Annotated in this window: 18 protein-coding genes and 2 pseudogenes; 9 read left to right on the top strand and 11 right to left on the bottom strand. The window is 70.2% G+C overall.

All coding sequences use genetic code 11. The annotated features are described in order from the left end of the window. Positions 1 to 16: 16 nt before the first annotated feature. Positions 17 to 736 carry a TetR/AcrR family transcriptional regulator C-terminal domain-containing protein gene (locus tag ACLLJJ_RS01675; protein WP_434587457.1) on the top strand — a complete coding sequence of 240 codons (720 nt, stop codon included), beginning with the start codon at positions 17 to 19 and terminating at the stop codon, positions 734 to 736. A 188-nt stretch (positions 737 to 924) separates the two neighbouring features. Here ACLLJJ_RS01675 and ACLLJJ_RS01670 read toward each other — a convergent pair whose 3' ends face one another. From ACLLJJ_RS01670 to ACLLJJ_RS01655, 4 genes and pseudogenes are all read right to left on the bottom strand, one after another. Beyond that, entirely contained in the window at positions 925 to 1,443 is a 519-nt protein-coding gene (locus tag ACLLJJ_RS01670; protein ID WP_434587456.1) for a hypothetical protein, read from the bottom strand. 286 nt (positions 1,444 to 1,729) lie between these two features. Further along, positions 1,730 to 1,945 (bottom strand): hypothetical protein, encoded by a 216-nt coding sequence (locus ACLLJJ_RS01665; RefSeq protein ID WP_434600270.1) that lies wholly within the window; start codon positions 1,943 to 1,945, stop codon positions 1,730 to 1,732. A gap of 93 nt (positions 1,946 to 2,038) precedes the next feature. Next, complete coding sequence (locus ACLLJJ_RS01660) at positions 2,039 to 2,308, bottom strand: hypothetical protein (RefSeq protein WP_434587455.1); 270 nt, start codon at positions 2,306 to 2,308, stop codon at positions 2,039 to 2,041. Between the two features lie 88 nt (positions 2,309 to 2,396). Beyond that, positions 2,397 to 2,528: pseudogene (locus ACLLJJ_RS01655) on the bottom strand (PhlD); the annotation flags it as partial. Between the two features lie 711 nt (positions 2,529 to 3,239). Here ACLLJJ_RS01655 and ACLLJJ_RS01650 point away from each other — a divergent pair. Together ACLLJJ_RS01650 and ACLLJJ_RS01645 are read left to right on the top strand one after the other, a co-directional pair. Further along, positions 3,240 to 4,163, top strand: a complete 924-nt coding sequence (locus tag ACLLJJ_RS01650; RefSeq protein ID WP_434587454.1) for a MurR/RpiR family transcriptional regulator — start codon at positions 3,240 to 3,242, stop codon at positions 4,161 to 4,163. A gap of 539 nt (positions 4,164 to 4,702) precedes the next feature. Then, entirely contained in the window at positions 4,703 to 5,098 is a 396-nt protein-coding gene (locus ACLLJJ_RS01645; RefSeq protein WP_434587453.1) for a hypothetical protein, read from the top strand. Between the two features lie 110 nt (positions 5,099 to 5,208). Here ACLLJJ_RS01645 and ACLLJJ_RS01640 read toward each other — a convergent pair. Further along, positions 5,209 to 6,012: pseudogene (locus ACLLJJ_RS01640) on the bottom strand (serine hydrolase); the annotation flags it as partial. 405 nt (positions 6,013 to 6,417) lie between these two features. Between ACLLJJ_RS01640 and ACLLJJ_RS01635 the strand changes: the two are divergent. After that, positions 6,418 to 7,812, top strand: coding sequence for a S41 family peptidase (locus tag ACLLJJ_RS01635; protein WP_434587452.1), 1,395 nt, complete (start codon positions 6,418 to 6,420; stop codon positions 7,810 to 7,812). 256 nt (positions 7,813 to 8,068) lie between these two features. Here ACLLJJ_RS01635 and ACLLJJ_RS01630 read toward each other — a convergent pair whose 3' ends face one another. Beyond that, positions 8,069 to 9,184: an AI-2E family transporter gene (locus ACLLJJ_RS01630; protein ID WP_434587451.1), complete on the bottom strand. Its 1,116-nt coding sequence runs from the start codon at positions 9,182 to 9,184 to the stop codon at positions 8,069 to 8,071. Between the two features lie 9 nt (positions 9,185 to 9,193). Continuing rightward, positions 9,194 to 10,231, bottom strand: a complete 1,038-nt coding sequence (locus tag ACLLJJ_RS01625) for a DUF4132 domain-containing protein (protein ID WP_434587450.1) — start codon at positions 10,229 to 10,231, stop codon at positions 9,194 to 9,196. 415 nt (positions 10,232 to 10,646) lie between these two features. Between ACLLJJ_RS01625 and ACLLJJ_RS01620 the strand changes: the two genes are divergently transcribed. Further along, the gene (locus tag ACLLJJ_RS01620) at positions 10,647 to 10,802 is read left to right on the top strand and encodes a hypothetical protein (protein WP_434587448.1); all 156 of its coding nucleotides are present in this window, start codon (positions 10,647 to 10,649) and stop codon (positions 10,800 to 10,802) included. A gap of 204 nt (positions 10,803 to 11,006) precedes the next feature. Here ACLLJJ_RS01620 and ACLLJJ_RS01615 read toward each other — a convergent pair whose 3' ends face one another. The 3 genes from ACLLJJ_RS01615 to ACLLJJ_RS01605 are packed head-to-tail and all read right to left on the bottom strand — an operon-like array spanning position 11,007 to position 13,257. Next, positions 11,007 to 11,864, bottom strand: a complete 858-nt coding sequence (locus ACLLJJ_RS01615) for a biotin-dependent carboxyltransferase family protein (protein WP_434587447.1) — start codon at positions 11,862 to 11,864, stop codon at positions 11,007 to 11,009. Further along, complete coding sequence (locus ACLLJJ_RS01610) at positions 11,861 to 12,508, bottom strand: 5-oxoprolinase subunit B family protein (RefSeq protein ID WP_434587446.1); 648 nt, start codon at positions 12,506 to 12,508, stop codon at positions 11,861 to 11,863. Before ACLLJJ_RS01610 ends, ACLLJJ_RS01615 begins: the two co-directional genes overlap by 4 nt. Continuing rightward, the gene (locus ACLLJJ_RS01605; protein ID WP_434587445.1) at positions 12,505 to 13,257 is read right to left on the bottom strand and encodes a LamB/YcsF family protein; all 753 of its coding nucleotides are present in this window, start codon (positions 13,255 to 13,257) and stop codon (positions 12,505 to 12,507) included. Before ACLLJJ_RS01605 ends, ACLLJJ_RS01610 begins: the two co-directional genes overlap by 4 nt. A gap of 191 nt (positions 13,258 to 13,448) precedes the next feature. On the opposite strand from ACLLJJ_RS01605, the gene ACLLJJ_RS01600 reads away from it, so the two are divergent. From ACLLJJ_RS01600 to ACLLJJ_RS01585, 4 genes are read left to right on the top strand one after another with little or no spacing between them, the layout of a single operon-like run. Next, positions 13,449 to 14,168 (top strand): DUF969 domain-containing protein, encoded by a 720-nt coding sequence (locus tag ACLLJJ_RS01600; protein WP_434587444.1) that lies wholly within the window; start codon positions 13,449 to 13,451, stop codon positions 14,166 to 14,168. Then, positions 14,165 to 15,142 (top strand): DUF979 domain-containing protein, encoded by a 978-nt coding sequence (locus ACLLJJ_RS01595; RefSeq protein ID WP_434587443.1) that lies wholly within the window; start codon positions 14,165 to 14,167, stop codon positions 15,140 to 15,142. Before ACLLJJ_RS01600 ends, ACLLJJ_RS01595 begins: the two co-directional genes overlap by 4 nt. Positions 15,143 to 15,190: 48 nt before the next feature. Further along, complete coding sequence (pcp, locus tag ACLLJJ_RS01590; protein WP_434587442.1) at positions 15,191 to 15,841, top strand: pyroglutamyl-peptidase I; 651 nt, start codon at positions 15,191 to 15,193, stop codon at positions 15,839 to 15,841. Then, a complete protein-coding gene (locus ACLLJJ_RS01585; RefSeq protein WP_434587441.1) occupies positions 15,841 to 16,842 on the top strand; it encodes a DUF2891 domain-containing protein in 1,002 nt (333 codons plus the stop codon). The genes pcp and ACLLJJ_RS01585 overlap by 1 nt, the downstream gene beginning before the upstream one ends. Positions 16,843 to 17,003: 161 nt before the next feature. Here ACLLJJ_RS01585 and ACLLJJ_RS01580 read toward each other — a convergent pair whose 3' ends face one another. Beyond that, positions 17,004 to 17,627 (bottom strand): isochorismatase family protein, encoded by a 624-nt coding sequence (locus ACLLJJ_RS01580; protein ID WP_434587440.1) that lies wholly within the window; start codon positions 17,625 to 17,627, stop codon positions 17,004 to 17,006. Between the last annotated feature and the right edge of the window lie 9 nt (positions 17,628 to 17,636).

Below are 17,636 nucleotides of genomic sequence, written 5' to 3'. Positions count from 1 at the left end.
AGACGAGAGGCACGAGATGGGCAGCGAGCAAAGCGAAGTGGTACGGCTGCTCTGGGGCCCCCATCCCAAGCCTGCGCGAGGGCCCAGGCCGACGCTCAGCCTGGACGGGATCGCGCGGGCCGGAATCGAGATCGCCGATGGCGGGGAGGGGTTGGCCTCCGTGTCCATGCAGCGGGTCGCCGGGCTGCTCGACGTCACCAAGATGGCGCTCTACCGGTACGTCCCCGGCAAGGCCGAGTTGGTCGCGTTGATGGTGGAGGGGGCCATCGGCGAGGATCCGCTGCCGGACCGGCCGACCCTCGGCTGGCGCGATCAACTCGATGGTTGGGCACGACAGTTGGCTGCTGTCTTCCACCGGCACCCGTGGCTGCTTGACGCCACCGTCGGCCCGAGGATTCGAGGGCCCCGGGAGCTTGCCTGGATGGAGCAGGCCCTTGTCGCGCTCGACGGCACGGGCCTCACGGGGGCCGAGCGGATGGACGCGGTGGTCCTGTTGACCGGTCACGTGCGTGAGGTCGTCCAACAGGCCCGCGCGGCGGGCCCGGCGGGCACCCCCGAGGCGCAGCTCATCGTCACGCTCGTCGAGCTGATGCGGGAGCACGGTGAGCGCTACCCGACCCTCACCGCCGCACTGGCCTCGGCAACCCCACACAACGGGGATGACCAGGCACTCGATTTCGGCCTGCACCGCATCCTTGACGGCTTGGGACTGCTCATCGCCCACCGCTCGAACTAGCGCCTGTTACGCGCGGTGCCGCCCGCCCCGTGGGACGGCCTTCGCCAGGAAGCCCCCTCCGCACCCTCGGTCGCGCATCCGTCGGCGAGATCCTTGATCCCCTGCACGACGGACCGAAGGCACCACGCGGTACGTGCCACGTGGTGCCTTCGATGTGCTCGCGGGGCACGTGGAGCCGATGACCGAGGTCAGGCCCGCACGGTGTACCAGGCGCCCAGGCCGCCGCATCCGGTCGCGTTGTAGGTGGTGCTGCGGTAGCCCGCCGGGATGGGGGAGTAGGGGCAGGTCCAGATGCCGTTGCGGACAAGCTGGTGGTACCAGGAACCGATGCCGCTGCAACCGTTGCTGATGTAGTTGGTCGTGACGTACCCGCTCACGACCGGCGATCCCGCACAGGTCCATATGCCGTCACGGGCGAGATTGTGGAGCCAGGACCCGACGCCGCTGCAACCGGTGCTGATGTAGCTGGTGGTGACGTACCCGGTCACGATCGGAGAGCCCGCGCAGGTCCATATGCCGTCACGGGCTGGTTCCTGCAGCCAGGATCCCGAGCCGTTGCAACCGCTGCGATTGAACGCGGTGATGACGTACCCGGCCGGAACGGGTGTCCCGGGGCAGGTCCACCCGCCTGCCGACGCCCCCGCGGGTCCCGCTTCGGTGGCGCCGGCCGTACCGGTGGCCGTGCCGGTGAAGACGGCTGCGAACATGGCGATCGCTCCGAGTATCGCGGCGAACCTGCTGCGGAGGGCCGGCCTCGTCGTACGACTCTGCGATCGACGGAATTGACTGTTCAATGCACACCTGTTCCGTGGGTCTGCTCGGGTTTTATCTCTCGATGGCCGAGAGCGTCCGGCAGTGGATCAGAGGGACCCTACTCCGACCCCATGGCGAAGAATGCGACCGGTGGAAATCAGTAACTACCTTGTCCTGAATATGACATGAGAGGCCGTCAGCTGAGGTCCCAGCCGTCATGCCCGTCCATCGCCGCCGGGTTCAGGCGCACCAGGTGGTGCCAAGCGCCGCCGTCGCGAAACCGGGACCGAAGGCGGCGGCCAGGCCGAGGGCGCCGTCGGTGGGTGGTGTGTTGTGGGTGCGGTCCAGGCCGTGCAGAAGGCTGACCCCGCCGAGGTTGCCCTCTTCCTTGAGGGTGTCCATGGAGTGCCGGGCATCGTGGTCGTCCAGGCCCAGTCCGTCGACGACGGCCGCGATGATGCCCCGTGACCCGGGGTGGATCAGCGCACAGTCGAGGACTTGGGGGCCGGCCCAGTCGAGCAGGGTGCGGCAGCACCTCGCCGGGCGCCGTCAAGGCGGCCTTGGTGGAGGTGAAGTGGATGCCGGTGGGATCGAGGTGCCCGGAGTGCGGTCGCCGCTGTGGGGGAGAAGGTAGTCCCAGGTGTCGGTGATACGTATACCGGCCTGCAGGGGGTTGCTCGTGACCAGGCAGGCGCCGGCGCTGTCGCCGAACAGGGACTTGTAGACCATCGATTCGATGCCGGTGTCCGCGTGGTTGTAGAGCGCGCTGATCACTTCGGAGACTACGACCAGCACCGTGCTGCCGGGTTTGGCAGTCACGAGGTTGGTGGCCTGGATGAGGGCCTGGGGCGCCGCCCGCGCAGGCGAGGGTGGTGAGTCCGAGGCGGCCGACGGTGGGGCGCAGGCCGAGGGACTCGGACAGCACGATCTCCAGGCCAGGGGCTCCGAAGGACGTCGAGTGGCTGGTGATGACGGCATCCACGTCCGCGGGCGCCACCTGGGCGGCGGCCAGGGCGCGTCGGGCCGCGTCCTCGGCCATCGCCTGCCCGTCCGCGCGGGCGACACGGATCCGCTCCTGAAGCGGCGCGGACCCGGAGACGGCGTCCGTCTCCGGAGGGCGGGTGGGTGTCGACGCCACACCCGGAGACGACCCGCAGGATCGCGGACAGCCTCGGGTGATCGGGGTGGTGGGCACGGACGTCGTCGAGAACCTGCCCGGTGGTCACCTTGCGGGCGGGGAAATGGATCTGGGGGCGTGTGACGTGGGCGGACACGGCGGTTCTCCCACAAACTCGGGGTCAGGGACGCGGGGGGTCGCACCAACCCACGCCGACTGGATCGCGGCCATCCTCCTGCCGAGAAACAGACAGGAGGGAACGGGCCGGCGGGAGCGGCGGACCGGCCCACAGCTGCGCGGACGGTGAGACGGCGCCGGGCGCGGTCGCACGGGAATCGATCGTCGCGGACGAACTCGCTCCGATTGCCCCTGCCGCCAGGGCGAGCTCCTTCGCCGGGCGCTGCGGGCTCGGTGGGCCCGCACTCCCCCTCCAGCACGCTCAGGACGGTGGTGATGATTCCCGGCGGCTGCGCGACCGTCACGAGTGTCCGCTGCGGTTCGGGCACGCCCGAACCGACCGCTCCAAGTGGCCCCGTCTGTTCCTGTTCGCCCGTGTTCCGCCCGACACCGCCGCCTGCGCCCACGGTGAGTGAGCTATGTTGAACACGATTGGGACGAGAAGGAGGCACGCCGGTGCCATCAGGCCAGCAGGCACGCGCACAGGCGTCCGTGATTACGCCGGGAAAGCCGTCCGCCGACACCGAGGCGGCTCCCACGGACAGAGTTCTCGCCCTGTTCGGCGGCCATCGGCTTTCCCCCGCGCAGCGGCGTATCGCCCAGTACTTGGTCGATCACCTCACTGAAGCGGCCTTCCTGTCGATCACCGACCTGGCCGAGCGCGTGGGAGTCAGCCAGCCGTCGGTGACACGCTTCGCGTCCTCGCTGGGCTTCAGCGGGTACCCCGCGCTGCGCGAAGCGCTGCAGCCCATCGCGCTCAGTGCGGTCGCCGGTTCACCGGACACCCGGGAAGAGATCCGGCGCAACGAACTCCAGGCGGCGGTCGACGCGGAGATCGAGAATCTGGAGAATCTGCGCCGCGTTCTCGCCGACCCCCACCACGTGCTCGACATCGGCCGCGAGCTGGCCCGGTCGGTGCCCCTGACGATCCTGGGGCTGCGGATCTCCGCCTCGCTGGCGGAGTACTTCGCGTATGCCGCGCGGCGGATCCATCCCGACGTGCGGCTGGTGACACGTGGGGGGAGTGTTGCCTACGACGCGCTGCTTCAGTCGCGGGCAGTGGGGGGAACGTGGGTCCTGGCGTTCGGGATGCCCCGGCACGCCAACGAGACCCTGGCGGCGATGCGGGCCGCCCGCAGCACAGGATTGCGCGTCGCCCTGATCACGGACCTGACGCTTGGATCGCTGGTCGACGAGGCCGATGTCACGCTCAGTGCCGGCACCGGATCCCGGCTCGTCTTCGACTCGTACTCGGCGCCGGGCGTCATGGCGGCGGCCGTACTCCAGGCGATGGCGGACGCCGAGCCGGAACGGACGCAGGTGCGTCTTGAGGGGTACGAACAGGTCGCGGAGCAGCACGACTTCTTCATCGAGGACTGACCCCGGACCGCTGCGCCGTCGACCCGCGCGGGGGAGGGTCCCGGACCGGCGCGGCGGGCCGCCGCAAGGGCGGGAGCGGGTGGGGATCGCTCACGGAGAGTAGCCGTTCATGCGGATAAGGCATGAATGTTTTCATGCCCTTGCGTACTCGACGGTATATATGTTTACTACTGGTGGCTCTACGGTGCACCGTAGGCGCCGACCAGGCCTGTCCCCTCAATGAAGAGAAGTCGACGGTCCGCACCATGCACCTCATCCCTCCACCCGCCTCGCCCGACGCCATCGGGTCGCGGGGCTGCCACACCGGGCGTCGGCCCGGTGACGCCCGGCACCGCGGTCGCCCGCGTCTCTGCGGGCTATTCGACTGAACGCCATGGGGTCGCGCTGTCCTCCTCGCGCCGACCCCGTGCCGTTCCTGTCGGGCGCTCCGTCCACTTGCGGATGCCCGACCCCCGGCGGCCCCGGTCTACCCCTGGGCCGGGGCCGCCACAACATCCCGCGGTCAGAGCCCATCCGCACCACCTTCGGAAGCGACGACGATGTCCCCGACCACCACTTCATCGATCAGCTCGGACTGGCCCTGCCAGGTCAAGGCGCCCGGCAGTCCGGACTGGGAGCGCACGGCGGCCCGATGGCTGCGAGACCTCCTGCCGGCCCGTTACTCCGGCTACTCGACCCTCACCCGGCACCCCATCCTCCTGGCGCGTCATGCGCAGTTGCAGATCCAGCACGAGATCCGCGCCGTGCGAGTGGCGCTGCAGACCTGCCGGGCGGAGCTGCCCACGCTCGGAGTCGCCGAGACGATCATCGAGGGTACCATCAGGCTGTACGCCGTCGAGCTGGAGCAGCTCAACAGGCTGGCCCGCGGGGTGCGGCTCATCACTGAAGCGCTCCTCGCGGGAAGCGAGCCGCAGCGCAGGCGTTCGCGCCTCTAAGGGGCGGCGTCGGCTGCCGTGCGCGGTGGACCCGACACGACGATCCGGTTGTCCCTCTCGTCGAGCGATGCCGCCGGAGGCGAAAGGTATTCAGGACGTCGGTCAGAGCGTCAGCCGGCCAGACATCCGCGTACTGCCTCGATCAAGCGGTTCGCACAGGCGTCACCGTGGCCGATCATGTGGTTGGCCACGTACGCGAAGCCCACGCCGAACTCGTCGTCACCAAAGGCGACTTGGCCGCCCGCCCCGTCGTTGCCGAAACTGCGCTCCCCGAGCATCGGTCGGAAGGCCGACGAGTCGAGGAGTGAGCCCGAGCCCCAGCGTGCCCCGGCGTCGAAGCCCAGCCACCCCTTGCCGGACGACACTTCGCGGACCGCGTCCGACACGGTGTCGGGGGTGAGGAGCCGCTCCCGGCCCTCGATACCGGACACTGCCGCGGCGTAGAGCCCGGCGAGACCGTGGGCCGAAGCCGTGGCACCCGCTCCGGGAAGCTCGGTGCCGAGCAACGCCGGGTCGTTCCAGCCGTGCGGGGCGTCGAGACCGGGGAAGACCAGCGCGCCGTTCATCGTCACGATGCGGGTGAGCAGGTGCTCGGGCCCCGGCATCCCCGGCCGACCCTCGGCCTCGACGAGCCGCGCACGGCCGTCCATCTCCCCCTGGGGCAGGCCGATTCAGGCCCGTAGCCCGAGCGGGTCGCCGATGGCGCGGCGGAAGTAGGTGCCCGGAGTGAGCCCGATGATACGCCGGGCGACCTCACCGATGAGGAAGCCGAAAACGTGCCCGTGATACTCGTACGCCGTGTCCGGCTCCCACAGTGGCTGCTGTTCCTCGATGGCGTGGATCACCGGAGTCCCGGCGGTGATCTCCTCGAAGGTGAGCATCCGGTCGAGGGTGGGAAGTCCCGCCCGGTGCCCATCCGTGGTACTGCTTCACCGTGTCGCGTCCTCTGCGTGGTCGTGGCTTGTCGTCGGGCCGCCAGGGTTTCGTGGTGGAGACGACACCTGGCAGCGCCCGCGCCCCTCAGGGCCGGAGCCCGGGGCCCAGTACGTCGCCGTGCGGTTCGGCGCGAAGGGTTTAGTCGGTGCGACTCGACGGCCTTTCTCGCGAGCCGACCACATACAGGCAGGCGTTCGCTGACCGCCGACGTCTGTGGGGACGCGGTATGTCTCCGCCGAACACGGGGGGTGGCACCAGTCGATGGAGTGGGGGTGCCCGGATGGCCGCTGCGGCTGATACGTACAAGTCTGGTCGCGGCAGGAATACGAGGCAGGGCGAGGGGGAGCGGCGATGTTCGGAAGCAAGGGACGGCCGGGTCGACGTTGGGGGACGCAGCTGTGCGTGGCGGTGGCAGTCGCAGCCACGGTGGCGGCGCCGACACCGCGAACGGCCCGCAGTCCAAGTGGGGCAGCACCCTGCAGGGTGCGTGGCGCAGCGACGGATACCAGCAGTACTTGACGGTTGATCAGGGCAGGCTCCGAAGCTACGAGGTGTCCGCAGCCGGATGTCTGCCCGGCCGTAACCAGTTGACGGCGTCACGCCCGGGTCCGGGGCGCGGCGTACCGTTCCACAACGCCGAAGGCGTAAGGCAGTTGACGCTGCACGGCGACGGCTCCGCGGTTGCCCACCTCGCCCCCGCTGGATCGGTGGGCGTGCAGCGGCTCAAGCGGGTGGCGGCGCTTCCCACCGACTGCGCGAGCCCGCCCTCCAAGGATCCCGTGCACACCTTCGACGTTTTCTGGGCCACGCTCAAGGAGAACTATCCGTTCTTCCAGGACAAGGGGATCGACTGGGATGCGATGCGGGAGAAGTACCGTCCTCAGGTCGACGGGGACACCAGTGACGACCGGCTCTTCACGATTCTGAGCGCGATGATCGAGCCACTGCACGACCTTCACACGAGCCTCTCCGACGGAACGGACGACCCCGGACGCAGGACCGTCAATCTGCGTCCGGGAACGCCGTACCCCACCCCGGAGTACCTGGACGGTGTGGAGAAGGCGACCCGCGCGCAGCTGCCGCGCGAGGTTCGGAGCTACGCCGACGGTAAAATCCAGTACGCCGACCTGCCGCACGGCGCCGGTTATGTGCGGATCACCTCATTCGCCGGGTACGGCGAGCGGGACGATGCCGACGCGGATGCCGCCATCCTGGACGCCGCCTTGGACGAGGTCCTCACTCGCGACCGCGTTCGGGCACTCCGGGGTTTGGTGGTCGACCTGCGGTTCAACGGCGGGGGCTCGGACGCTCTCGGCGTCCGGATCGCCGAGCGGCTGACCGGCCGCTCGTACACCGCGTACACCAAACGCGCCCGCAACAACCCGGACGACTCCGCGAGTTACACGGCGGGGCAGCCGATCCGGGTCCGGCCGGCAGCGGGCGTCACTCGCTACACGGGTGCTGTCGCGGTGCTCACCGGACCGTTGACGATCAGCGCCGGGGAGACTTTCACCCAGGCGCTGATGGGCAGATACCCCGCTCCGCTGCGGATCGGCGAGAACACCCAGGGAGTGTTCTCGGACACCATGGACCGCTCGCTGCCGAACGGTTGGACCCTCACCCTGCCCAACGAGGAATACCTCAATGCGGCGGGCTCCGGTTACGACGGAGCGGGCATCCCGCCGCAGTACAACGTGCCCGTTTTCGCGAAGAACGACGTCAGGCGCCTCCACGACCCCGCCCTGAACCGCGCACTGCGCGAGCTCCGCTCGCGGTAGGGCATGCCGGTACGCGCGCCGCTGTTGACGCAGGGCATGAGCAGGGGAGTGGTTCTGTCCCGACCTGGTTCGCCGAGGCGAGGCGAGGCGAGGTGAGGCGTGGGGGAGCGGGCGTCACCTCGGCGATGCCCGCTCCCCGGGGCGGCCTCGGCCGAGGTATCGACGCACCGGTCTCGACACCGCCGCGGCCCGAAATCCTCAGGCAGGCGCAAAGGTCACGGCGCCCGGCTCGGCCCTCTCATGGTCGGGGCGGATGCTACGCCGGGACGTCGGCACCTGGGTGCGCCTGCTCGCTCTCCGGCTCCTGCTCCGGGTCGCTGAGCTGTTCGCGCAGATAGTTCCAGGCCACCGCGGTCAGCGCGGCCAGCGGTACCGCGAGGAGGCTGCCCACAACGCCGGCCAGGCTGCCGCCCAACGTCACCGCCAGCAGGATCACCGCCGCGTGGAGGCCGAGCCCGCGACTCTGGATCATGGGTTGGAATACGTTGCCCTCCAGTTGCTGCACCACGATGATGATGATCAGCACGATCAGCGCATCGGTGAGGCCGTTCGACACCAGCGCGATCAGGACCGCGACCAGGCCGGCGAACAAGGCACCCACGATCGGCACGAACGCGGACACGAACGTCAGTACCGCCAGCGGGAGTACCAGCGGTACCCCGAGAACCCACAGGCCGAGGCCGATGAAGACGGCGTCGAGCAGGCCGACGAACGCCTGGGAACGCACGAACGCGCCCAGGGTGTCCCAGCAGCGCGCGGTCACCACCGGAACGTCGGTGGCGAGGCGACCGGGGAGCTGACGGGCGAGCCAGGGCAGGAACCGCGGGCCGTCCTTGAGGAAGAAGAACATCAGGAAGAGCGCCAGGACGGCAGTGATCACGCCGTTCAATACCGTGCTCACGCCCGTGACAACGGCGGTGACCATGCTGCCGGCGCTGCTCTGAATACGGTCGATCGAGGCGTCGAAGGCACCTGAGAGCTGGTCGTCGCCGATGTTCAGCGGCGGCCCGGCGGCCCACTCGCGCAGCTTCTGGATGCCGTCGACCACGCCGTCGGCCAGCTCGCCGGACTGGGACGCCACCGGCACCGCGATCAGCGCCACGATGCCGGTGAGGAGCAGGAGGAACAGCACGGTCACCAGCGACGCGGCCAGGGCGGGGCGCCACCCGCGTCGGCGCAGGATGCGAGCCAGGGGCCAGGTCAGCGTGGTGAGGAACAAGGCGACTATGAGCGGCCAGACGATCGACCACATCTGGCCCAGAACCCACAGGACCGTCGCAGCCATGACGAGGACCAGCAGCAGCTCAATGGAGACACGCGCCGATGTTCGTAGCGTGGTGGCGGTTTTTGTGGGACTCAACGTGGCAGGCATGGGGTCACCCTAGTAGGTACGTCTGCGGCGCTTCGATGTCGCTGCCGGCCCGGGTCGGCCCCGTCGGCGCTGTCGGCCGACTGGCTGTCGGTCAGGACGAGTTCGCCGGCCATCCTTGGCGCCCCTTGGGGGTGGCCCGGGTGGTGAGCTCTTCGAACGCGGGGGCGTCCCGGCGCGGACGTGGGCCCAGGCGCGGGCGAAGAGTTCCGCGACCGACGTGATGGGTACGGGCGGTTGGTGGTCGCTGAGTGGGTAGAGCCGTTCCTTCCAGGTCTCGACAGGCAGGCCGAGGCCCAGCCGGGTGGCGGTGGCGAGTTCGCCGACGGCCGTGGGGCGCCAGGGCGCCGCGCCCTCGGCACGGACGACTGCGGTCAGCGCGGTGATCCGGTCCGCCGGCAGATCCGCGGCGTGGCGCCTTTCCTTGCGCGCGGCGAAGTGAGCCACCGCGCCGAACTCGCCGGACGGGTCGTGGCCGAGGGCGAACCAGCGCTTCTCGGTGGAGTCCTCCTCCAGGCGCAGGATGACCACCGTGCGGTCGTCGCGGCGCAGGACCTGGCCGGCCCGCTGCCCGATTCGCTGCCTGATGCCCTGATCGGCGGCGAACCGCCGGATCTCCTCCAGGTCGTCGAGCAGCGCCGAGTGCGGTACGCGGACGAGTCCGGGCATGATGCGCACCGTGTTGCCGTCAAGGCCGAGCACATCCAGGCCGCGGACACTGTCGGCGTCGCGCAGGAAGCCCGCGACCTCACCGTCCGCGTCGGTGACGATCAGGTCGCGGAGCGCGGACTGCCACGACGGGTCCGGCCACACCTCGGCGAAGACCGTGACCGGCGCGGGCAGTGAGCGCACCATCCAGCGCTCCACATCGGCCAGGCACTGTTGCTCGTGCTGATCCAGCCACTCCGTCAGCTGCCGCAGACCCACCACCGCCGGATCGTCGGACAGTTTCGCCGGTACCGACTTGAGAAGGCGTCCGGCCGCGTTGCGACAGACGACCTTCCCGTCGTCGAGGGCGACCTGGTCGTCGCCCGCCGGGAACCATGCCATGTGCTGTCTCCCCATCGTCCACGTCGGATGCCCGACGACCGGGCCGCGGTCCCGGTGCGCGGTGCACTCCGGTCACAGCGCCGCCGTGATCACTCGCGAAGACTCCAGGTGCGGGCAATGACAGTGGGAGTGCGGGTCAACATCCGCCCGCCGGAGCTCCGTTGGTGGACCCTGCGGCGGGCGCGGGCCCCGGAGTGGCAGAGGTCATCTGTCCACGGTGTGCGGTCGTTCGACCTCGGACGCATTGGTCGCCGAGAGCGGGGCACACGGTGGTCGAACGACAGGATCCAGCGGCCGTCGACGGGACGGCTGCGACAGATCTCACCGGGCCACGGCGCGGGCAGGGCAAAAGACTTCACCTCTGACGAGGGGAGGTCCGTACACCCTGAAAGAGACCGGAAGATTGGGAACTCACATGATTGTCCTTGGTGTCATTCTGCTCATCATCGGCCTGCTGGTCGGTATCTCCCTCCTGACGACGGTCGGCGGCATACTCGTCGTGGTCGGTGCGGTCCTGTGGATCCTCGGCTCGATGGGCCGCCAGGTCGGTGGGCGCAAACACTTCTTCTGATCCGGCCGGGTGCCGCGATCACAGTGGGTACAACACGGCCCGGACGGACCGTTCTCCAGCGGATCCAGGTGCTCGGCGCAGGTCCGGCATCTGCTGCGGGAGGCCGTCATTGAAGATCACCGAATGGGCGTGATCCTGCCCCTGCCCGTCTCCCCCCGTGGACGACCTACGTGGGGGAGGGGCACGGCCCCTGCCCCGGACGTGTCAGCCGAGGGTGAAGCGCACCGGAGTTCCGACCGCCGCTTGGGCCGCCGCCGCCAGGGCTCCCTCTGCGACGACCGCGATCACCGGGTAGCCACCCGTCGTGGGGTGGTCATGCAGAAATACCACCGGGCGCCCGTCCGGCGGCACCTGTACCGCGCCGAGAACCATGCCCTCGCTGGGCAGCTCGCCCGCCAACAGCCGTTCCAGCGGCGGCCCTTCGGTGCGCAGGCCGATGCGGTTGCTGTGCGGCGACACGTGGTACGTCACCGAGGTGAGCGTGCGCAGTGCCGCCGGGGTGAACCAGTCGGTGCGGGGGCCCAGCCACAGTGGCAGCGTCAGTTCGGCGGGCGGCCCTGCCCACGGGGCGGCGACCGGCAGCGCCGCCTGCCGTGCGGGTGCGCCCACCGGGAGCACGTCCCCGTCGCGCAGTGGTGGCGGACCGAGTCCGGAGAGCAGGTCCGTCGAGCGGCTGCCGAGGACCGGCTCGGCGGCGATGCCTCCCGCGACGGCCAGATACGTGCGCACTCCCGCACTCACCCCGCCCGCATCGAGCACCGCGCCTGCGGGCACCCGCACCGGTGCGCCCCAGGCCACCGCCCGCCCGTCCACCGTCACGGGGCAGGGCGCGCCGCCGACCACGACGGTGACGCCGTGATCGGGCCGCAGGGCGCAGCCGGTCAGGGTCGTCTCCAGGACGGCGGCGTCGGGGGCATTGCCGAGCAGCCGGTTGGCGAGCCTCATCGCGGGTGCGTCCAGGGCGCCGGAGCGCGGCACTCCCAGGTGGGCGTGGCCGCGCCGGCCTGAGTCCTGCACCGTGGTGAGGGCGCCGGAGCGTATGACGGTGAGACCGATGGTCATGGTGTGCTGTCCGCGGGGACGAATCGGACCCGGGTGCCCGGAGTGAGGAGCGCCGCGCCGTCCCGGCTGAGGTCCCACAGCGGTGTCGGGTCCGGCATGGTGCCGATCAGCTGCCAGCCGCCCGGCGTGGAGCGCGGATACACCGCGGTATAGGGCCCCGCGAGTGCCAGCGCCCCGGCCGGAACCCGGGTGCGGGGCGTGTCTCGGCGCGGCACGTGCAGTTCCGCGGGCAACCCCGTGAGGTAGCCGAACCCGGGCGCGAAACCGCAGAACGCGACGCGATAGGTGTACGAGCGATGCCGGGCGGCGGCCTGCTGGGCGCCGAGCCCCCACAGCTCCGCCACGTCGGCCAGGTCGGGCCCGTCGTATCGCACGGGAATCTCCACGACGTCACCGTCGTCGGCGACCCCCGACGGTACGTCCCAGTCGGTGAGTTGGCGCGCCAGCTTCTCCGGATCGGGCACCCCGTCCAGCAGTACGGTCCGTGCCCCCGGCACGATCTCCTCGACCGGCGGGAGGGTCCCGGCCGCGCGCCGCCGCAACAGCTCGGCGTGGAAGGCCCCGGTGCGCTCGGCGTCCGGCAGTTCGACGAGCAGCGCGTGCCGCCCGGCGGGGCGTACGTCGAGAAATCGGCTCCCGGTCATGTGAAGGGTCCGACCTCGACCCCGGCCGCGTCGAGCGCCTCCCGGACCCGCGCCGCGATCCGGGCCGCGCCGGGGGTGTCGCCGTGCACGCACAGGGAACGGGCGGCGACCGCGACGCGGGTACCGTCCACGGCCTCGACGGAACGGTCCACCGCGAACGCCAGGGCGCGCCGCACCACCGCGTCCTCCTCCGTCACCACGGAGTTCGCCTCGCGGCGCGGCACGAGGGTGCCCTCGGGGGTGTACGCGCGGTCCGCGAAGGCCTCCGGCACGCCGACGAGTTCCGCTTCCGCCGCGGCGGCGAGCAGCCGTGATCCGGGCAGGCCGAGCACCGGCAGCGCCCCGCCCGCGAGCAGAACACCCGCCACCACGGCGTGGGCCTGCTCGGCGTCGTGGACGGTGCGGTTGTAGAGCGCGCCATGCGGCTTGACATAGGAAACCGCCGCGTCGGCCGCCTCGGCGAAGACTCTCAACGCGCCGATCTGGTAAGCGACTTCGGCCGCCAGCTCGTCGCTGGGCACATCCATGGCGCGCCGTCCGAAGCCGGCCAGGTCGCGGTACGACACCTGCGCCCCGATCCGCACCCCCCGCTCGGCGGCGAGATCACAGACGCGGCGCATCACCGACGGATCGCCCGCGTGGAAGCCGCAGGCCACGTTGGCGCTGGTGACGACGGAGAGGAGGGCGGCGTCGTCGGTGAGGGTCCAGCGGCCGAAGCCTTCGCCGAGGTCTGCGTTGAGATCGATCACATCTCGAACGTAGTCGATTGTTGAACGATCCGGCAAGGGGTCGATTCGCTCACCCCCGACGTCGGTCGGGATTATCTCTTGTTAGATCGTTGAACGATCGCCTAGGGTCCGTGCATCCCTCACGGAACCGGAACCCCGGATTCGTGCCGCCCCTGGTGCCCTGCCCCCCAACGCCTGAAGAAGGCCGCCGCATGATCGTTCTTCTCGGTGTGGTCGTGGTGATCCTCGGATTCGTCACGCGCCGCAACCCCGTCCTAGTGGTGGGCGTCGCCGGTATCGTCACCGGACTGCTCGGCAAAATGACTCCGCTGGCGGTCCTCGGGGCCTTCGGCCAGTCCTTCGCCGACAGCCGCTCGGTCACCGTCTTCGCCGTCGTCCTCCCGGTGATCGGCCTCTTGGAGCGCTACGGCCTGCGCGAACAGGCCCGCAGGCTCATCGGCCGCCTCGGCGGGCTCAGTGCCGGACGCTTCCTCACCGTCTACCTGCTCGTCCGCCAGATCACCGCGGCCTTCGGCCTCAACAGCATCGGCGGACCCGCGCAGACCGTGCGGCCCCTCGTCGCACCCATGGCCGAGGCCGCCGCCGAGCGCTCGATGGGCGCCAAGCTGCCCGACCATCTGCGCGAGAAGGTCCGTTCCTACTCCGCGTCCTCCGACACCGTGGGCCTCTTCTTCGGCGAGGACTGCTTCATCGCGATCGGCTCCATCCTCCTGATCACCGGCTTCGTGAACTCGACGTACCAGCAGGACATCGAACCGACCCAGCTGGCCCTGTGGGCGATCCCGCTCGCTGTCTGTGCCTTCGTCATCCACGGCGCCCGGCTGCTGCTCCTGGACAAGCAGCTGGAACGCGAGATGGCGCTCGCCTCCGCCGAGCACGAACTGCCGCTGCCGAAGGGGGCTGCCAAATGATCAAGGTCGAGTGGCTCTACTGGCTGGTGGGCCTCGTGTTCATCATCATGGCCGTGCAGATGGCGGCCGACCGCAGCAACCCCAAGCGATGGACGTCCGCCGCGTTCTGGGGCCTGCTCGGGCTCACCTTCCCCTATGGCACCGGAGTCGCCAACGCCGCGCCGGGTTCCGCCGCGAGCTGGACACTGCCCGCCGAACCGCTCGGCGTCGCGGTCCTCGGCCTGATCGTGCTCGCCGGGTTCAACTTCCTCGGCAAGGGCGTCCCGGTCACCACCAGCGCCGAGCAGCGCGAGGCCTCCGCGGTACGGCTCGGCAGTAAGATCTTCATCCCCGCCCTCACGATCCCGGTCGTCGCCATCGTCTGCTCCTCCGTGCTGGACGAGTCCGGTCTGTTCGAGACGGGCAAGTCCACGCTCCTCGGCCTGGGCCTCGGGTGCGTCGTCGCGCTCGTCGTCGGCATGCTGGTCACCGGCGAGAGGAGTATCTCCGTCCCGATCCACTCCGGCCGCTCCATGCTGGAGGCGATGGGCTCGGCGCTGCTGCTGCCCCAGCTCCTGGCCGTGCTCGGTTCGATCTTCGCGGTGGCCGGCGTCGGCACCCAGGTCGGCAGCATCGTGAACAATGTCCTGCCGGAGAACTCGAAGTACTTCGCCGTGATCGCGTACTGCCTCGGCATGTTCCTGTTCACCGTGATCATGGGCAACGCCTTCGCGGCGTTCCCCGTGATGACCGCGGCGATCGGCTGGCCCGTCCTCATCGAGCAGATGCACGGCGACGCCCCGGCCGTCCTCGCGATCGGCATGCTGGCCGGCTTCTGCGGCACTCTCTGCACTCCGATGGCCGCGAATTTCAACATCGTCCCGGCCACGCTGCTCGAACTGAAGGACCAGTACGGGCCGATCAAGGCACAGATACCGACGGCGCTCGCGCTTCTCGTCTGCTGCACCGCGATCATGGCGCTCTTTGCCTTCTGAGCCGCTCCGACCTGCCGTCCGAGCCATTTCCACCCCTAAGGAAACGCCATGACCCGCGTCCTCATCACCGGCTTCGCCCCCTTCGGCGGCGAGAGTGTGAACCCGTCCTGGCAGGCGGCCTTCCTCGTGGCGGCCGAGCCGCCCGCCGGGCTCACAGTCACCGCCGTCGAACTTCCCTGCGTCTTCGGCGAGTCCGTCGACGCGCTACGCGACGCCATCCGCGCATCGACCCCCGACCTGGTCATCTGCCTGGGCCAGGCGGGCGGCCGACCCGGCGTCACCGTCGAACGCATCGGAATCAACATCGACGACGCGCGGATACCCGACAATGCCGGGGACCGGCCCATCGACGAACCGGTCGTCCCGGGCGCCCCCGCCGCGTACTTCTCCACCCTGCCCGTCAAGGCCTGCGTCGCCGCCCTGCGCGAGGCCGGTGTCCCGGCCGCAGTCTCCAACACGGCCGGCACGTTCGTCTGCAACCATGTGGCGTACGGCCTCGGCCACCTCATCGCCACCGAATTCCCCCACGCCAGGGGCGGATTCGTGCACGTCCCCTGGTCGCCGGAACAGGTCACCGACGGCACCGCCCCGGCACTGCCGCCCGCCACGGTCGCCCACGGACTGCGCGCCCTGCTGGTCACCGCCGCAGGCACTCCCGCGGACCAGGACCTGAAGGTCACCGAAGGAGCGACGCACTGATGCCACTCAGCGCGTACGCGACTCCCTTCGTCCGGCTCGCCCTCGCGAACATCACTCGCGAGTACCCCAACTTCCCCGCCCACCTGATCTCGGCACCGGACGAGCAGCACCGGCCCGGCGCCCTGCACCCGGCCTTCTACGGCGCGTACGACTGGCACTCCTCGGTCCATATGCACTGGCTGCTCGTCCGCCTGCTGCGCCGCCACGGCGACACGCCCGCGCTGGCGGACACCGCGCCCGTCATCGGCGCACTCGACAGGCACCTCACCCCCGACAACCTCGCCGCCGAAGCCGCCTACCTCCGCGACCGGCCCTCCTTCGAGCGGCCGTACGGGTGGGCGTGGCTGATCGCGCTGGCCGCCGAGTGCCGGGCGTACGAGGGCGCGGCGGGCGCCCGTTGGGCCGAGGTCCTGACGCCGGCCGTCGCCACCGTCGACCGGCTGCTCGCCGACTGGCTGCCGAAGGCGACGTATCCCGTACGCCACGGGAACCACCCCAACAGTGCCTTCGCCCTCGGGCTCGTACTCGACGCGGGGGAGCTGCCCACCACGACCACCCAGGCCGTACGGGAACGCCTCCTGGCCTGGTTCGCCGACGATCACGACGCGCCCGCGCACTGGGAGCCTTCGGGGCAGGACTTCCTGTCGCCGGCGCTGACCGAGGCCGACGCGATGCGGCGGGTGCTGAGCAGGGAGCGGTTCGCACAGTGGCTTGACCGTTTCCTGCCCGCGCTGCGCTCCGGCGCGCCGTGCCCATTGCTGGACGTGCCGGTCGTCTCCGACCGCGCCGACCCGCACATCGGCCATCTGCTCGGCCTGGCCCTCAGCAGGGCCGCCGCGCTGAGGTCCATCGCCGGGGCGCTGCCGGACGGGCCGGTCCGTGCCCGCCTCACCGATTCGGCCGAAGCGCACCTCGCGGCGGGCCTGCCCGCCGTGGAACGCGGAGACTTCACCACCGACCACTGGCTGGCCACCTTCGCCGCACTGGCTCTGGAGCGCTGAACACCATGAATCGCGCATGAATGTGCCGCGCTTGCTCCTCAGCCTCAGTCACGGCGAACAGCCCGGTCTGCGTCGCGAGTCCTCAGTTCGCACGCCCAACCACACCGATGCCCGCCGCCGTTGACGGCGACGGGCACCAACGCGGCGCAACCGCAAGTCTGTTAGTCCGGGAGGGCGTCGACAGTGGGAACAACGGTACCGAACAGATCGGTGATCGCTGTCAGGGCGGCGGCCTGGAGGGTCGCGGCGGGCAGAACGTTGCCGTCGGGAGTGGCGAGGGTGCGGGTGGCGGTGGTGTCGGCGACGACGGTGGGGCGGTAGCCGAGGTTGAAGGCGCCCTGGGCGGTGTAGTTGACGCACATGTGCGTCATGAAGCCACCGAGGATCAGGCCCTTGCCAGTGCCCGGTCCCACACCCAGGTCGGTCAGCGTCTTCTCCAGCTCCGTGAGGTGGAAGGAGTTGGGGAACTGCTTGACTACGACCGTTTCGCCTCCCGCCGGGGCGACTTGGTCGCTGATCGCCCCGATGTGGGCGCGGATGTCGTACGGGCTGCCCTCGCCGCCGTCGTTGATGACGTGGACGACCGGGGTTCTCGCGGCGCGGGCGCGCTCCAGCAGCCGGGCGCCCGCTGCGAGGGCCTCCTCGGCGCCGTCCAGGGCCATGACGCCGGTGCGGTAGGTGTTCTGGAAGTCGATCATGATCAGGACGGAATCGCTCAGCCGGGGCGGCTGGTTGTCCAGGCCGATCACATCGCGCAGGGTCTTGGACGGCTGATTCGTGTTCATCGGAGGCCT

The organism is Streptomyces sp. A5-4 (assembly GCF_051131715.1).
GTDB lineage: Bacteria > Actinomycetota > Actinomycetes > Streptomycetales > Streptomycetaceae > Streptomyces.
The sequence above is the reverse complement of the archived record's forward strand: the minus strand, read 5'-3'. Positions and strand labels throughout refer to the sequence as shown.

Coding starts and splice junctions, on each gene's coding strand:
- ACLLJJ_RS01620 (WP_434587448.1), top strand. CDS start 10,647: ATGATTGTCCTTGGTGTCATTCTGCTCATCATCGGCCTGCTGGTCGGT.
- ACLLJJ_RS01645 (WP_434587453.1), top strand. CDS start 4,703: ATGTCCCCGACCACCACTTCATCGATCAGCTCGGACTGGCCCTGCCAG.
- ACLLJJ_RS01630 (WP_434587451.1), bottom strand. CDS start 9,184: ATGCCTGCCACGTTGAGTCCCACAAAAACCGCCACCACGCTACGAACA.
- pcp (WP_434587442.1), top strand. CDS start 15,191: ATGACCCGCGTCCTCATCACCGGCTTCGCCCCCTTCGGCGGCGAGAGT.
- ACLLJJ_RS01595 (WP_434587443.1), top strand. CDS start 14,165: ATGATCAAGGTCGAGTGGCTCTACTGGCTGGTGGGCCTCGTGTTCATC.
- ACLLJJ_RS01580 (WP_434587440.1), bottom strand. CDS start 17,627: ATGAACACGAATCAGCCGTCCAAGACCCTGCGCGATGTGATCGGCCTG.
- ACLLJJ_RS01625 (WP_434587450.1), bottom strand. CDS start 10,231: ATGGCATGGTTCCCGGCGGGCGACGACCAGGTCGCCCTCGACGACGGG.
- ACLLJJ_RS01610 (WP_434587446.1), bottom strand. CDS start 12,508: ATGACCGGGAGCCGATTTCTCGACGTACGCCCCGCCGGGCGGCACGCG.
- ACLLJJ_RS01600 (WP_434587444.1), top strand. CDS start 13,449: ATGATCGTTCTTCTCGGTGTGGTCGTGGTGATCCTCGGATTCGTCACG.
- ACLLJJ_RS01585 (WP_434587441.1), top strand. CDS start 15,841: ATGCCACTCAGCGCGTACGCGACTCCCTTCGTCCGGCTCGCCCTCGCG.
- ACLLJJ_RS01670 (WP_434587456.1), bottom strand. CDS start 1,443: ATGTTCGCAGCCGTCTTCACCGGCACGGCCACCGGTACGGCCGGCGCC.
- ACLLJJ_RS01615 (WP_434587447.1), bottom strand. CDS start 11,864: ATGACCATCGGTCTCACCGTCATACGCTCCGGCGCCCTCACCACGGTG.
- ACLLJJ_RS01675 (WP_434587457.1), top strand. CDS start 17: ATGGGCAGCGAGCAAAGCGAAGTGGTACGGCTGCTCTGGGGCCCCCAT.